Source organism: Ruminococcus sp. OA3 (assembly GCF_022440845.1).
Lineage (GTDB): Bacteria > Bacillota > Clostridia > Lachnospirales > Lachnospiraceae > Ruminococcus_G.
Genome location: NZ_JAKNTO010000001.1, coordinates 3385739 through 3399910 on the forward strand (window position 1 = coordinate 3385739; position 14172 = coordinate 3399910).

A 14172-nucleotide genomic window follows, 5' to 3' on the forward strand; every position below is an offset into this window, starting at 1 on the left:
ACCCCAGAAAAGAGAGCCGCAAAAAACAGATTCCGTTGCACCATCCCTCGGTAAGAGCGACTGTCATACTAAAATATAACCGCTGATATTTGTTTCTGGTTGCTGTCATCTCCCGAATCAACAATAACAGTATGATGAATAATACAGCAATGCTCAAATTAGTTTCCATCCCCCCTTAAAAACCAAAAAATTACCCAAAATTACAGACTGACAGACAGTTCTTAGCATTCTGACTCAGGAAGTATGTGTCTTCCAATACAGAGCTGTCGTTCCGGGTTCTCACCGGATTGCCGTAAATTTGGATAATTAAATATTTCATTTTTATAATATGATTTTATTTTATCACACTGCTATAACATTTTATATCATTCTTTTCATATAACTCACTGTTTTTTATAAATATATTTACACTATTACAAACATACTTATACGGTAAGCAGACACAGTACTTCTGAAACAAATCCCCGGCTGTCCATGAATGATCTTAGATTCCAACAAATTCAGGGCATGGCTCCCATCAGGAAACCATGCCCATATTTGTACATTCTGATTATACTCTTTTCACTATTCATCCTACCAGCTTCGCCGCCGCATCTGCAACTAACAGGATACTGTACTTTGTTGGTATCATTGTGTATTACGAGTGTATTTCTTGGTACTGTTCAAATGAGTTGCAAATCGCGAATAAACATATAATGGCGCTCTGAGGACTTGTTACACCCTGCACTCTTCGGGTCTTTTATCGTCGCAAATCGCTTTAAATTTAGGTGATTAGATTCTGTTTTTATGCATTTTCTTCGCTTACTTCGTAAACCACTCCTGCAAAATCTTTTAGTACAGCTGTCCCGTCACCATTATCTAAGCAACCTGCACCTATTAATGTGACCCCCTGATAAAGCAACTCATAGGTTTGTTTAGGGCAGCGCATGGTGATTCTGCTTTCAGTCATATTCTCCGTATCTGTAGAATACTTAAATACCACCACATAATTTCCGTCCTCGATGTATTTCTCGGATGTCATTACTTTATGGAAAATCCGATAGGAAAAGCTGTTACAATAAAATGTAAAAGCCAATATTCCAAAATATACAATGACTAATAACCAATATTTTCTCAAACAAGTACAGTTTCTGGTTACTATCGTTTCTCGAATCAACAATAAAGGTACTATCAATAATGCAGCAAAACTCAGTATATATAATCCTCTTAAAGCATCAGTTATTATTTGACTATTTAATAGCTCGAAATACAAAATCCACTTTGCTAAAATGTATATGATTCCAGATATAAAACAAATTACTTTTTTCATATTGGTAATTCTTCCCATAATGAGTATTCCATTGTGGTGAAAGCCCCCATATAATCTGTGAACAAGTCTCCATTAAGCTCAATGCTCAAATTTGGTAATATGTTCATTCCAATACTAGCATGTGGAATGCCTATCGGATTTCCATCATGAGCATAATTAGCATTAAATTGTGTTCTGTGAGCGTTGCTTCCTCCGCCAATTCCGCCTCCTGCTGAATACAGAGGTTCATTTGGAACTAAATAGACATACATTTTCCCTCCAGTTTGGAGGAAGCTATCTTCTTGCATATCGATATAATCTCCAACTCCGCCTTGGGCAGTTTTCGCTGGATAGTCTCTTGTCCACTGTATGTATTCTTTATCATTCTGATAAAAGCATTTTTTCAATGAATAATTATTCATTGAAAAAAGTTGAGAATCCCAATTAAAATTCAGAGCATCTTCGTTCGTCATTAACGGAAATGGATTTTGCCATTTCCATGAAATAATAGCATTGTTTTCGAGAATTTTGTATATGGGTCTACCCTCTACGATTCTTTCTACCCTCATGCTGCCACCTATTGAAAGTTTCAGCTTATTAGATTCAATTGTTCCACGCGTTAGTGGATTTTCTATCTTAAAATCTTTCACTACTTCTTCATAATCCCATAAAAACTCAAAACCCTGAATACATATCTCATCATACAATATGTCAATTCTATCCTCTAGTAATACTAAATTCTCTTCTGGTACTCCGCATTCTAGTAAAGCGTCATATTTTTCCTGATAACTTAAATCGTCAGCAGCACACAAAACAGCTGTACCCATCATAGTAGCAAATACCAAAACAAAGCTTATAATTTTTTTCATATGCAATCCTCCTTGTAAAATGTATATTAATTTTTTGTATCAAGCCTTTAGTTTCTACACACCTCCCTCATAATCAAAAAAACACCCAAATTCACAGACTGGCGCATTGCCATTAGCATTCTGACTTAGGAAGTATGTTCCTTCCAATACAGAGCTGTCGTTCCGGATTCTCACCGGATTGCCGTAAATTTGGGTGTTTCATATTCTGTTTTTATATATTTTATTTACAAAATCATTATATCACATTGCTAATTTGGTTTATATAATTATTTTAGAATGCCTTATTGTTTTTTCGCGAGTATATTTATAGTTGTGATAATTTATTTTTAATTTGTTGTAGGAATACGGATATTTTCTTTTATAATTACATTGATATTTAAAAATCAAATCACAAATCATCATCAAATATCCGGTTCAGCTCCGCATCAGTGACCCGCAGCGCCTCCCGGATCCACTTTTTGATGTCAGCCTCAGACTCTCCCAGCTGCTGGAGCCGGGTCATCTGCCAGTCTGCGGATGCTGTTGAGAAGCCATTGACCTTGATCCTCCGCACAATATCGCTTAGGATACGTAACTCCAATACCGACATCTGTTTGATGACCTCCTGGGGGATCTGTTCAAACTCTCCCTGAGTCATTCAATCACCTCCGCCGGTTGCTGGACCGCCGCTTTTGCCTGTGCCCCTGTCTCCCCGTAATATTTCATACGATACTCCCAGAGTGACATCGCTCCCATAGAAACATCCTGACGATCAGAGGTCCGCTCCGTTCCAAATCCACATTTCAAAGACAAGTAATTTAGATCATCATTGATGGCCTTGCTGTGCAGATCAGCGCGCAGATCCATGTCAATTTCGTGAATTAACCCTTCTTTCCCTTTGTCGTAATCATCTGGAAGTCTGTAAAATCCGGTGTCTTCAGGGTCAAATGCCGGGGATCCATCCACATTTTTCAACATCTCCGGAGCCACGAAAATACGTTTCCTTCCAAGCTCAAACTCACTGCTGTAAGAATCATACTCAATGTCTATCTTCTTGAGCACGTCAATGGAGTTTGCAAAAATAGCAACTCCCATCGGATTGCTCTCGTCCTCATCCGCGTTGTTGACAATGTTCAGGCGATCAATAACAAACTGAGGTTCCGGTGAGTGTGTTTCCATCCGTGGCGCAAGTGTGGCAAACGGGCGAATCTGTTTCCATTCAGCCAGTGTGAGTTCCCTTCCTTCGCGGCTGCCAGTGAGACATTCCAGCACTGTATTCTCAATCACATACATGTCCGCCCCGATCTTGTGGTGCTGCACCTGCACATACTTTTTTCGGTTTACTGTCTTCGGAAAAGTAAAGATACACTCTGTTACCCTTCCATTGTTCCAGCTTACCAGATAGATATTTCCAGCGCTTACGTAATCAATGCCAATCTGCCCAGACAGGATTGTGCCATCCTCTGTAACCTCCATGTTGTACAAATAAGGCACATAGGCTACAGTCCACACCCGGTAAAAGGAGAAGTTTCTGACGCGTGCATTGTACCAGCTTTTCCATTTCTTACGCAGCTTATTGTGGTGCTTACGCAATACCACCACAGAGCCATTCCGGTCACTGATGATCTGGTAATCGGACCGGATAGCTGCATAGCTGGACTTCGTACCGGCACGGCCGGAAGTCAGGATGATATGTTTATGTCTTGTGTCGTTAAATATCGGCAGATACTTCGGTATCACAATTTCCGATATCTTGACCTGTTTCTTTTTGTGCATCATTGATTATTTCCACCCCATCATCATCTTGTCCTGTGTGCTCGTAGGTCAGGCGTTCCGTTTGTGCCTTGATCTGGTCAATTCGTGTCCGCTGCTCTTCACTGGCTAACTCCCAGTTTTTGTGCAGCATCTCGTCATACTGTTCGATCAGCGACCGGAGCTCACTTTGCGCTCTGGCCTGAGCCTGAAGGAAAGACGCTTGTTTATCCCAAGCGTACTGAATCTCCCATTTCTCCCCTAAGATGTTTCCTCCCTTTTTCTCAATTTTGGATTTGGTTTTGTCGTCCTTATCCTTGACGTACATAATCTGCTGGGCGCGGATGATCGCAGCATAAGCAATCTGTATCTGATGCCACAACAGACCAAGCGGATCCGCCTCTTCTATGGCATGAAAAATCTCCCTTGTTTCGTCAGGGAGATACTTGCTGAAGAAGCCGAATTTTTCCGCGTTTTTATTTCCCGGCGGCCCAGTGCCTCCATGACCTACCGCGTTTTTATTTCCCGGTTGACCGCCTTTTTGCTTATCCGAACGTTCGCTATTTTTATCCGAGCGTTCGTTATCCCACTTATGGGTACTCTTCCAGCGCCGAACTGTTCCCTCCGGAAGATTTAGTTGACTTGCAATCTCAACTAATTTCTCACCATTCAAATACATCTCTTTTGCCTGATTGATTCTTTCATCTGGCTTTCGCGTCATTATCACCACCTCTCATTCGTTTCGTTTTGCATCAAAAAAGAGATGACCGAAGTCACCTCTCATTTGCTTCTTTTTCTATGTCTTTTATCACGCATAGAATATATGTATCTCTTTTTACGCCATATTTACTTTTGCTTGTAGTCCGAGATACTATTTTCGCAATTGCTCCCGTTATCGCTAAAGTAAAAACTATAATAACTATAAAACTAAAAGCATCTGAAATATTAAGATTTTTTATGTAATCAACAAGGTAATTAACGGCAACCAGATATAAACTAACAATAATACTGATACTAGCAAAATTTATTGACGCCATCTTATTTTTTTCTAATTCTGATATAAGATAGGCCTTGATAGAGTTTATTTCCTTATTTTCTTTTTGCATCAAAAAGCCGTATATCTTATCATACAACTCTTTTCTTTCTCTATAAGTCTTGTATACGCGATACAATTCTTTTATATCATCATTTTCCATTAACCGTCTACCTTTTTTATATTTTCTTCCATTCTACACCAAAACACCCCATATTTCTACAGGGCGTCTTGAAAAAAATAGGGTTGGGGTTTAGGAGATCAGCGTATAACCATTGCGCACCACTTTATGATATAATATTCCGGGATCTAAAGGTAGCTGCGCTTGAGAAAACAATAAAAGAGGCTAAGGTCGGCGATGTAACCAAAGCACGAATGGAAAACATGTTCTCTATGATGTACCGATGGGCAATCAAGCACGAGATTACCAACAAGAATTATGGAGAGCTATGCGCGCCGATCGGGACTATTAAACCAACAGTCGCAAAGACTCCCTTTTCTCAAGAGGAAATTAATAAACTCTGGGATCATGTTGCTGATATTCAATATGTGGATATGATATTAATTGAAATCTATTCTGGATGGCGCCCGGCAGAACTTACCGGTTTAAAAATAACTGATGTGGATTTAGAAAATTATTACATGATGGGCGGTATAAAAACAGCGTCCGGAAAATATAGAATTGTTCCTATCCATGACCGCATTTTTAATCTCATACAAAGCAGATATACCAAAGAAAACGAGTACCTTTTTGTTAATAAAGATGGCCGATACATTAATTACGACTACTATTATAAACAATTCAAAAAGGCAATGAAAACCCTGGAAATGAATCACTCGCCTCACGAAACCCGGCACACATTTATTACCAATGCAAAAGCCCCTGGCTTAGATGAATATTGTCTAAAGCTTATCGTAGGTCATGAAATCGATGACATCCCAGAGAAGGTGTATACCCATAGAAAGATTGAACAGCTTCGTCAAGAAATTAATAGAATACCATGAGATGCATACAAAGCTTAAGCATAAGCATCCACAAAAATTCAGGGCATGAATCCATCAAGGACCATGCCCATATTATTTGTGTATTACCGTATTTGGTTTGTGTATTACGTGAGTATTATTTGTGTATTACAAAAGTATTTTTACTGATTTATCCTCATGCTCAGCTATCAAAAATCGTTGATTTTCCGTTTAATTTTGACTAACTCTAAACAATTTTGATTCTACCAGCTTCCGCCGCCACCGCCGCCGAATCCGCCTCCTGAAAATCCGCCGCCGCCAAATCCACCGCCTGAGAACCCTCCGGATCCTCCGCTGCTGCTCTGCGGTTTTGGAACACTCATGGTCGTGGAGACTGTCTGCAGATTGTGCATCATGCACCTGTGGAACAGATAAAAATCAAACGCATCCATTCTTCCAGTCGTGTTTACATACCAGTCAGGGGCAGGAACAGCGATCTGTTCAAATTTCTTCATCCATACATCCGAGAGACCAAATACGTAGGCATACGGCATGATGTGATAAAACCAGTTTGGATTATCCTGAGCGAGCATCTGCATCCGCTCCAGCTCCGCCGTCTCAATAAAATCCCGAAGACCGATCAGATAGCCCATCCTCTCCGCGCATTTCTTCGTTCTCTTTTTCATAAAAGCCGTGAGGACTGCATTCAGGACAGAAGCCGCCAGAATCACCAGCATCGGCACATACCATGAAAATGTCATGTGCTGACGTACTTTTATTAGATAATTGAGAGCAAATACGACAAGTCCCGCGGCACACAGGACAGCGCCCGTGATGATTCCGCCCTTCTGTGAGCTGCTTTTTTTGGCATACCAGTTATCTACCATATAACACAGATAGATCACAGCCGCCACGTACAGCAGCCAGCAGATCAGACTGATGACACCGCTTCCGTCGGCAGAATATACGCTGACAGCCAGAGCAAAAAGACCGAAGGGAATCGGTGAAAGAATCATTGCCGCTGTTCTGGCAGCCTGAGATTTTCCGGTATAGACACCTCCGTTTTTCTTTTTGTTCATCTCTTTTTTCACCTTGGTCTTCGCTTTCTGCAGCGTAGGCGCAAACTTATATTTCAGGGAAGAGAGCATCTTGCGCTCACCAACCGGCGCATGTTTTCCGAAAATACCGTCGAAGACATCCTTTTCATATTGTCTGGCATCATCCGGCAGTTCTCTTCGTTTTATGAATGTCAGCGCATCACTCTTTCCTTCTTCTATCGCCAGGCAGCCTTTGTCCGCCCAGTATACAAGCAGTGATACGATGTCCTTGTCCTGGACGCTGCCGTCTATGATATAACCCACCGCCGCACTGTCCAGTCCTTCCGGCGGCGTATACTGAATGGAGGGATAGATTTTTTCATCCCTTCCGAACAAAAAGAACAGAAGGGCGATCACTGCAGTCAGGATAACTCCCGCCACCATCAGATAATATCCCTCTTTGTCCGCCGATCTTACCCCCGTGAAGTAGCCTTCCGGCATCGGAGCATAACACGTGAGGCCATTTCCCACCGCAAGCGGCTGTTTCAGCACCCCCGTCAGTGTGTCTCCATCCCAGGACAGGGTAAGGATCTCTGAGCCATCTTTGCGCTCTCCATAACGTCCGTAATAAAACTTAAGGATTTCATGATTGAAATCGCCTGGAAAACTGACTGTGAATTTACTGCCCGCCGGTATCTCATTCTGCCAGCCGGCGGGAAAAACATTGCAGTACACTTCCGTATAACCATACTGCGTCTTCGGCTTCAGTTCGTAAGAAAAGTTGTATGCCGCAGTGGTCACCATGGAATCCTCGCTTCCGAAGCGCAGCACCACATTTCCGTTTTCCGTCGATTCGTCCGTCTCCGTATTGGAACTTGTCAGATCAATACTCGCCCGGTAGGGGATATCGTCGATCCGGCCGTCCTGGGCGCCTGTGATGAGCCTGCCTCTGTAAGGAATATAGCGGTAAATCCCATGCCGCGGGGTTACAAAGTCAGCGTCAATCCTTTCTTCTATTGTATATGAATTGTCTTCATGTATTACCACGTTGGTGTCATAGCCATTCGTCGTCATGTAGACATCTTCCTGGACGCTCTGAACCTCATCTGAAGTTCCCGACGAGCCAAATGCTGCAAACAGCGTGCCGGCATTCGTGACCAGCAGAATGAGGACTGCCCAGATGGCAACAACCATTACCTGTTTCAATCGTTTCATTTTTGCCTCTCAATCAGAATGAAACTTTAACGCTTTCACGCTCGGCAGCTTCATTCACCTCATACAGCGGCTTCCTTCGGAATCCGAAAATTCCTGCCAGCAGATTTCCCGGGAACATTTCAGTTTTCGTGTTATACTTGTTGACGACTCCGTTATAATACCGTCTGGAACCCGCGATCTCCTCCTCTACTCTGGAAAGCTGCTCCTGGAGCTGCAGGAAATTCTGGTTGGCCTTCAGATCCGGATATCCTTCGGATAATGCAAACAGTGACTTCAGGGTACCCGTCAGTACATTATCGTTTTTGATCGTCTCCTCCGGGGTTCTGGAGGTCATCGCCATGTTTCTCGCTGCAATCACTTTCTCCAGCGTTTCCGACTCATGCTTTGCATAGCCCTTGACCGTCTCTACAAAATTCGGTATCAGATCATATCTCTTCTTCAGTGAGACATCCATGGCGGAAAATGCTTCCTCCGTCTTATTCCTCAGTTTTACAAAACCGTTGTATGTGCCTGCCAGCCACAAGACGAGCAGGACAACGATCACCAGAATGATAATCAATGCTGTTGTCATACTTTACACCTCTTTCTTCCAAAAAGACGGGGAGCTTACGAGAAACCCTCCGTCCTTTATCTTTTACAGATTTGCTTTGATTTTGCTGATTACTTCATCGTATTCTTCATCACTCAGGAATACTTTTTCAGGATTCATTGCGAACACCTGTGTCCATTCAAATCCATCTTTGTATTTCGGTACAAGGTGGAAATGTGTGTGGCCTGCTGTATCACCGTAAGCTCCGATGTTGACTTTATCCGGGCTGAATGCTTTCTGGATTGCCGCCACTACCTTTGCCATATCTGCAAAATATCCGTTTCTCTCTTCGTCAGACAGCTGTGTGATGTCCGGAACGTGAGATTTTGTTGCGACGATACATCTTCCTTTATGACTCTGCTCTTTAAACAGATAAACCAGTGCGTTGTCCAGTTCGCAGATCTTGAGGCCGAATGGTGCTAAGAACTCGCCTTCTACACAGTATGCGCATTTTTGATCCTTCATATTACCCTCTCCTTTTTAACTGTAATGTTTTCTCATAAGCAGAATAATATCTCCTGCTTACGCATAAGTATACCTCTTTTACTGAGAATTCACAATCCTTTTTTATGATTCCGGTTCCTCCCCGGCCGTCTCCTCCTGCTGTTCTGCCCCGTAAAGCATCTCCTGAAGTTTTGGAATCGTCTGTTCCCAGTCCGGCATCAGCTTTTCATTTCTTGAGACAAACATCCCGTCATACGGAATCCTGTCCTTGACCAGCTCATATTGAAGCATGGACGGCACTTTTCCGAGAAGTCCCCAGAATTCATTTTCCGGTATGTTGTGTGTGACCAGCGGCAGAAGCCTGTTTGCCAGCCTGTCAATATCGGGAATACTCATCTGCCGGATTTTCTGAGTAAGCTTCGTCAGAACTTCACGCTGCCGCTCTGTCCTCTGATAATCCGAATTTCCCACCTTACGGATTCTGGCATAGGCAACGGCCTGTATTCCGCTGCATTCATAGGTGCCTTCCCCCGGTATCATATACTCCGGGTATCTGTCCTCAATGTTCATATTCTGGCACATATGTTCCATTGTCTGATTGGCATTTGCCGCTTCTTTTTCCGTAAACGTGAGAGAGATCGTTCCGACTGCATCGATAATGTCGATCATATCCTTAAAAGAAACGACCATATACCGGTCTACGCTGACCTTAAAATTCTCCGTCACCGTCTCCGCGAGAAGCGGTCCGCCGCCATTTGCATACGCCGCATTCAGTTTGCGGTATCCGATCCCCGGTATATCGACATACGTATCCCTCATCAGAGAAACCATGCTGATCTGCTTTTTCTCATAGTTTACCGACAGCAGTATCATGGAATCGGAATTTGCATTCTCCGTGCTCGTTGTCCTGTCTACCCCGACGAGCAGTATGTTATATACATTCTCTTCCGTCATGATATTGCCTTCATAGCGATACTTTTCTATATTATCCTGAATCGCCTGCAGTTCTTCATCAACCGGTTCTTCTTTCACCGGTTCTTCTTCCGGTATTGTCTCCTGCGTCTCGCTGTCCGGCACATAATTCGACTGCGCAAAATAGCTGTGCCCCTTCGCATAAACAACCGAGACACACAGCAGTAGCATTGCCAGCACAAAGAGACTGCAGTTCGCAGCAGTCTTCCACTTATGTTCCGCCGCACAATGCACATGGGATGTCACATCCTCCGCAAAACCAGCCGCAATCTGAGTCACTTTCTTCCATACAGTCCGTCCCGCCTTTTTCAATTTTTCGTTCATTTTACACCTGCCCTCATGTCTGTTAATTTTATTATATATAAAATGTCGAAAAATACAAGATTTTCCCGATAAAAATTGTGCTATAATTTAATGTAACCGTATGAACTGTTACATTTTAATTACAGAGAGATTCATTCAAGGAGGAGACACAATATGCCATACGACGCTATTATCATCGGTGCTTCTATCATTGATATCCCTGCCGGACCTGTAGATGCATCTGTATTTTCCACAGGCTCACACCCGGTGGACCGGCTTGCCTTCCAGGTTGGAGGCGACGCCATCAACGAAGCGACCGTCTTATCCCACCTGGGAGCTGATATCAAGCTGATCAGCAAGATCGGCAGCGATCCAGGAGGGGATTTTATCCTGCAGCACTGCCGCCGTCACAGGATCGATACGTCATCTTTTGTCACGGATCCGTCCATGGATACAGGTATCAATATCGTGCTGATCGAAAAAAATGGTGAGCGCAGCTTCATCACCAGCAGAAGCGGAGGCCTTCGCCAGCTGAAACCTGAGGATATAGACCTCTCTGCGTTTTCAGAGAGCGCTCTGCTGTGCTTTGCAAGTATTTTCGTCTTTCCGTATTTTCAGAATGACGACCTCGTACGTATTTTTTCAAAGGCGAAGGAACAGGGGATGACGCTCTGCGCTGACATGACAAAATGTAAAAACGGAGAAACCACGGAGGATATCCGTGGTGCACTGTCCTATCTGGATTATGTATTTCCGAATCTCGAAGAGGCGCAGATGGTAACCCGGAAAGAAGATCCGGATGAGGCAGCGGACGTATTTCTGGACTGCGGCGTCAGACATGCTGTCATCAAGCTGGGAAAACAGGGTTGTCTGATCAAAAGCCGCAGCGAACGCATTATCGTACCCGCCGTTCCAGGCGCCGTGTGTCTCGATACCACCGGTGCCGGTGATAATTTTGCCGCGGGCTTCCTGTACGGGCTTATAAAAAAACAGCCGCTGTACGAATGCGGCCGCCTTGCGAATGAAACAGCGGCACACTGCATCGCCAGGATGGGTGCCACCGCATGGATTGAATGATATTGCGTCAGACATGTAAGAGCCGCAGCCCATCAGGTATCAGGCTGCGGCTCTTGTACCGTTATCTGTCTTTTATCATCTGGTCATATCTCATGAAGGTAAAGCCCAGCTTTTCATAAAGCCGCACTGCACCCTCATTGCTCTTCGTCACTTCCAGGCGGAAGCGTTTTGCTTCAGGGTATTCCTCAAACAGCCATTCGAAAAACTGTGTCCCATATCCCTTACCGCGGCATGTCTCATTCAGATAGATCTCTTCTATCATCACGGTGACACCCCCGGTCTCACACGCATAAAAGCAGGTGATATACGCAAACCCAACCGGCTGCTCCCCATCCAGAAGCACCACACCGCGCAGCAGAGAACCTTCCCGCACCGCATCTTTAAACGTCCTTTGCAGGATACTGTCATCCACCGTGTGATCAACCGCATCACTGTGATAAAACTCATGAACCATTGGTACGACAAGTTCCTCATCTCCGGCACACATCTCTCTTATCTGCAACATAAATAAAACTGTCCTCCCTACTTAATCAGTTTGGATATCGTCTTAAAGGTATCAGAACCTGCCATCTCCAGCAGTTCAAACAAAATCGACTCATACGTGCTCACCAGGATTCCCTCCTGAACCGCACGGCTGATCGCTGTGTCTTTGTCACTTTTTTTCCTGGAACTCACGCAGTCCGTGATCAGGATTGGCTGGTATCCGTTCTCCTTCAGGTCAATGCACGTCTGCAGCACACAGATATGCGTCTCAATGCCGCAGATGATAATATTTTTCTTTCCTGAACTTTTTATCTTCCTGGCAATTGCATCGTCCTTCCAGCAGCTGAACGTCTTTTTGTCAAGATATTCTTCTGTACCTGCCGCCTGATAGACAGACTGTACTGAATTTCCAAGCCCTTTTGTATACTGCTGTGTGATCATCATGGGAATATCCAGTGCCTTCAGCCCCTGGATGAGGATCGACGCATTTCTCTCCAGCTCCTCCCCCTGGTACATCACCTTCATCAGGCTTTCCTGATAATCTACGATCATCGCCATCGTATCTTCTGCCTTAATTCTCATACTCATTCTCCTCTTCTGTTATTGTTAAACGGCTGCAAGTGCCTGCCTTAGATCTTCGATGATGTCATCAGCATTTTCAATACCGACAGACAGACGGATCAGATCCGGAAGTACTCCCGCTTCAGCAAGCTGTTCATCATTCAGCTGACGGTGTGTATGGCTGGCAGGATGCAGTACGCAGGAGCGTGCATCTGCAACGTGTGTCACGATCGCTATCATTTTCAGGGCATTCGTAAAGCGCATCGCCCCGTCTTTCCCGCCTTTTGGTCCGAAACACAACACTCCGCAGGTACCGTTCGGCATATACTTCTGTGCCAGCTCATAATACCTGCTGCTCTTAAGACCCGCGAATTCCACCCATGCAACCTTCTCATGGTTCTCCAGAAACTCGGCAACCTTTCGGGCATTCTCAAAGTGGCGCGGAACTCTCAGGTGCAGTGTTTCCAGTCCGATGTTCGTCAGAAATGCATTCTGAGGAGACTGGCACACTCCCATATCACGCATCAGCTGTGCCGTTGCCTTCATGATAAATGCTTTCTTTCCAAACCGCTGTGTATAGACCACCCCATGGTAGGAATCATCCGGCGTCGTCAGACCCGGGTATTTATCGGCATATGCATCCCAGTCAAAATTACCGCTGTCCACGATACAGCCTCCCATCGCCATGGCATGCCCGTCCATATATTTTGTCGTGGAATGGACCACGATATCCACTCCGAACTCAAACGGACGGCAATTGATCGGTGTCGCAAATGTATTGTCACAGATCATCGGAACTCCATGCTCATGTGCCAGTGATACGAATTTATCAATATCAAGTATAACTCCTGCGGGATTGGAAATGCTCTCCGCAAACACAGCCTTTGTATTCGAACGGAACTCTTTTTCGAGAATCTCTCTGTCCGCATCCTGGTCGACCAGCGTCACCTCAATCCCAAACCGCTTCAGTGTCACAGTCAGAAGGTTCGATGTTCCGCCGTATACCTTCGCTGCGCAGATCACATGGTCACCCTCTTCACATATATTCGTCACAGCCATCAGCGTCGCTGACTGCCCGGATGAAGTCAGCATGGCTGCCACGCCGCCTTCCAGGTCGCAGATCTTCTGCGCTACGATATCACAGGTGGGATTCTGCAGTCTGGAATAAAAATATCCCTCCGCCTCCAGGTCAAACAGCTTCCCCATCTCTTCACTCGTCTCGTACTTAAATGTTGTGCTCTGGTAAATTGGCAGCACACGCGGTTCGCCGTTCTTCGGCTGCCATCCTCCCTGCACACAGATCGTCTCTTTCTTCAATTCCATGCTTTTATCCTCTCTTCTACACATCTTTCATTCATCACGTTATCCCTTATTTTAACGCGTCCGGCGTCACTGTGCAAGGAGATTTATTCTCCCTTATCCCGTTCTTTTGTGCGGCACTTTGCCTGTCCGGGACAGCTGCCGCAGTTGCAGTCACAGAACTTACCCTGCCGAAACTGCCGGATTTTTCTCACGATGACCCAGACTGCATATGCTGCAATCACTGCGATGATGATAAATTCAGCCATTCTCATTTCCTCCTGTGTTTCATATAGCCGGATTACCGG

General features: G+C 44.6%; 16 protein-coding genes. 2 read left to right on the top strand and 14 right to left on the bottom strand.

All coding sequences use genetic code 11. From position 1 onward, the window contains the following. Positions 1–784: 784 nt before the first annotated feature. The 6 genes from MCG98_RS15395 to MCG98_RS15420 form a co-directional block, all read right to left on the bottom strand. Complete coding sequence (locus MCG98_RS15395) at positions 785–1309, bottom strand: hypothetical protein (protein ID WP_240302771.1); 525 nt, start codon at positions 1307–1309, stop codon at positions 785–787. Continuing rightward, positions 1306–2157: a hypothetical protein gene (locus tag MCG98_RS15400; protein WP_240302772.1), complete on the bottom strand. Its 852-nt coding sequence runs from the start codon at positions 2155–2157 to the stop codon at positions 1306–1308. The genes MCG98_RS15395 and MCG98_RS15400 overlap by 4 nt, the downstream gene beginning before the upstream one ends. 388 nt (positions 2158–2545) lie before the next feature. Beyond that, positions 2546–2794 carry a phage minor capsid protein gene (locus MCG98_RS15405; protein WP_240302773.1) on the bottom strand — a complete coding sequence of 83 codons (249 nt, stop codon included), beginning with the start codon at positions 2792–2794 and terminating at the stop codon, positions 2546–2548. Next, positions 2791–3915, bottom strand: coding sequence for a hypothetical protein (locus MCG98_RS15410; RefSeq protein ID WP_240302774.1), 1125 nt, complete (start codon positions 3913–3915; stop codon positions 2791–2793). Before MCG98_RS15410 ends, MCG98_RS15405 begins: the two co-directional genes overlap by 4 nt. Then, positions 3848–4609, bottom strand: coding sequence for a phage terminase small subunit (terS, locus tag MCG98_RS15415; protein ID WP_240302775.1), 762 nt, complete (start codon positions 4607–4609; stop codon positions 3848–3850). Before terS ends, MCG98_RS15410 begins: the two co-directional genes overlap by 68 nt. A gap of 52 nt (positions 4610–4661) precedes the next feature. Beyond that, positions 4662–5084 carry a hypothetical protein gene (locus tag MCG98_RS15420; RefSeq protein ID WP_240302776.1) on the bottom strand — a complete coding sequence of 141 codons (423 nt, stop codon included), beginning with the start codon at positions 5082–5084 and terminating at the stop codon, positions 4662–4664. Positions 5085–5152: 68 nt separating this feature from the next. Here MCG98_RS15420 and MCG98_RS15425 point away from each other — a divergent pair, with 68 nt between their 5' ends. Then, positions 5153–5926 (top strand): tyrosine-type recombinase/integrase, encoded by a 774-nt coding sequence (locus MCG98_RS15425; protein WP_240302777.1) that lies wholly within the window; start codon positions 5153–5155, stop codon positions 5924–5926. 221 nt (positions 5927–6147) lie between these two features. On the opposite strand, the gene MCG98_RS15430 is transcribed toward MCG98_RS15425, so the two are convergent. The 4 genes from MCG98_RS15430 to MCG98_RS15445 form a co-directional block, all read right to left on the bottom strand. Further along, complete coding sequence (locus tag MCG98_RS15430) at positions 6148–8136, bottom strand: DUF2207 domain-containing protein (RefSeq protein ID WP_240302778.1); 1989 nt, start codon at positions 8134–8136, stop codon at positions 6148–6150. 13 nt (positions 8137–8149) lie between these two features. Further along, on the bottom strand, positions 8150–8707 hold the full coding sequence (locus tag MCG98_RS15435; RefSeq protein WP_240302779.1) for a LemA family protein: 558 nt from the start codon (positions 8705–8707) through the stop codon (positions 8150–8152). A gap of 63 nt (positions 8708–8770) precedes the next feature. Next, positions 8771–9190: an HIT family protein gene (locus tag MCG98_RS15440; protein ID WP_028529630.1), complete on the bottom strand. Its 420-nt coding sequence runs from the start codon at positions 9188–9190 to the stop codon at positions 8771–8773. A 102-nt stretch (positions 9191–9292) separates the two neighbouring features. Next, entirely contained in the window at positions 9293–10465 is a 1173-nt protein-coding gene (locus MCG98_RS15445) for an LCP family protein (protein WP_240302780.1), read from the bottom strand. A 153-nt stretch (positions 10466–10618) separates the two neighbouring features. On the opposite strand from MCG98_RS15445, the gene MCG98_RS15450 reads away from it, so the two are divergent. Then, positions 10619–11521, top strand: a complete 903-nt coding sequence (locus tag MCG98_RS15450) for a sugar kinase (protein WP_240302781.1) — start codon at positions 10619–10621, stop codon at positions 11519–11521. A gap of 61 nt (positions 11522–11582) precedes the next feature. On the opposite strand, the gene MCG98_RS15455 is transcribed toward MCG98_RS15450, so the two are convergent. The 4 genes from MCG98_RS15455 to MCG98_RS15470 form a co-directional block, all read right to left on the bottom strand. Then, complete coding sequence (locus MCG98_RS15455; RefSeq protein WP_240302782.1) at positions 11583–12026, bottom strand: GNAT family N-acetyltransferase; 444 nt, start codon at positions 12024–12026, stop codon at positions 11583–11585. Between the two features lie 17 nt (positions 12027–12043). Then, on the bottom strand, positions 12044–12586 hold the full coding sequence (locus tag MCG98_RS15460; RefSeq protein ID WP_240302783.1) for a hydrolase: 543 nt from the start codon (positions 12584–12586) through the stop codon (positions 12044–12046). 24 nt (positions 12587–12610) lie between these two features. Then, positions 12611–13888: an aminotransferase class V-fold PLP-dependent enzyme gene (locus MCG98_RS15465; protein WP_240302784.1), complete on the bottom strand. Its 1278-nt coding sequence runs from the start codon at positions 13886–13888 to the stop codon at positions 12611–12613. An 83-nt stretch (positions 13889–13971) separates the two neighbouring features. Continuing rightward, a complete protein-coding gene (locus tag MCG98_RS15470) occupies positions 13972–14133 on the bottom strand; it encodes a FeoB-associated Cys-rich membrane protein (protein ID WP_240302785.1) in 162 nt (53 codons plus the stop codon). Positions 14134–14172: the final 39 nt, after the last annotated feature.

Coding starts and splice junctions, on each gene's coding strand:
- MCG98_RS15395 (WP_240302771.1), bottom strand. CDS start 1,309: ATGAAAAAAGTAATTTGTTTTATATCTGGAATCATATACATTTTAGCA.
- MCG98_RS15400 (WP_240302772.1), bottom strand. CDS start 2,157: ATGAAAAAAATTATAAGCTTTGTTTTGGTATTTGCTACTATGATGGGT.
- MCG98_RS15405 (WP_240302773.1), bottom strand. CDS start 2,794: ATGACTCAGGGAGAGTTTGAACAGATCCCCCAGGAGGTCATCAAACAG.
- MCG98_RS15410 (WP_240302774.1), bottom strand. CDS start 3,915: ATGATGCACAAAAAGAAACAGGTCAAGATATCGGAAATTGTGATACCG.
- terS (WP_240302775.1), bottom strand. CDS start 4,609: ATGACGCGAAAGCCAGATGAAAGAATCAATCAGGCAAAAGAGATGTAT.
- MCG98_RS15420 (WP_240302776.1), bottom strand. CDS start 5,084: ATGGAAAATGATGATATAAAAGAATTGTATCGCGTATACAAGACTTAT.
- MCG98_RS15430 (WP_240302778.1), bottom strand. CDS start 8,136: ATGAAACGATTGAAACAGGTAATGGTTGTTGCCATCTGGGCAGTCCTC.
- MCG98_RS15435 (WP_240302779.1), bottom strand. CDS start 8,707: ATGACAACAGCATTGATTATCATTCTGGTGATCGTTGTCCTGCTCGTC.
- MCG98_RS15440 (WP_028529630.1), bottom strand. CDS start 9,190: ATGAAGGATCAAAAATGCGCATACTGTGTAGAAGGCGAGTTCTTAGCA.
- MCG98_RS15445 (WP_240302780.1), bottom strand. CDS start 10,465: ATGAACGAAAAATTGAAAAAGGCGGGACGGACTGTATGGAAGAAAGTG.
- MCG98_RS15450 (WP_240302781.1), top strand. CDS start 10,619: ATGCCATACGACGCTATTATCATCGGTGCTTCTATCATTGATATCCCT.
- MCG98_RS15455 (WP_240302782.1), bottom strand. CDS start 12,026: ATGTTGCAGATAAGAGAGATGTGTGCCGGAGATGAGGAACTTGTCGTA.
- MCG98_RS15460 (WP_240302783.1), bottom strand. CDS start 12,586: ATGAGAATTAAGGCAGAAGATACGATGGCGATGATCGTAGATTATCAG.
- MCG98_RS15465 (WP_240302784.1), bottom strand. CDS start 13,888: ATGGAATTGAAGAAAGAGACGATCTGTGTGCAGGGAGGATGGCAGCCG.
- MCG98_RS15470 (WP_240302785.1), bottom strand. CDS start 14,133: ATGGCTGAATTTATCATCATCGCAGTGATTGCAGCATATGCAGTCTGG.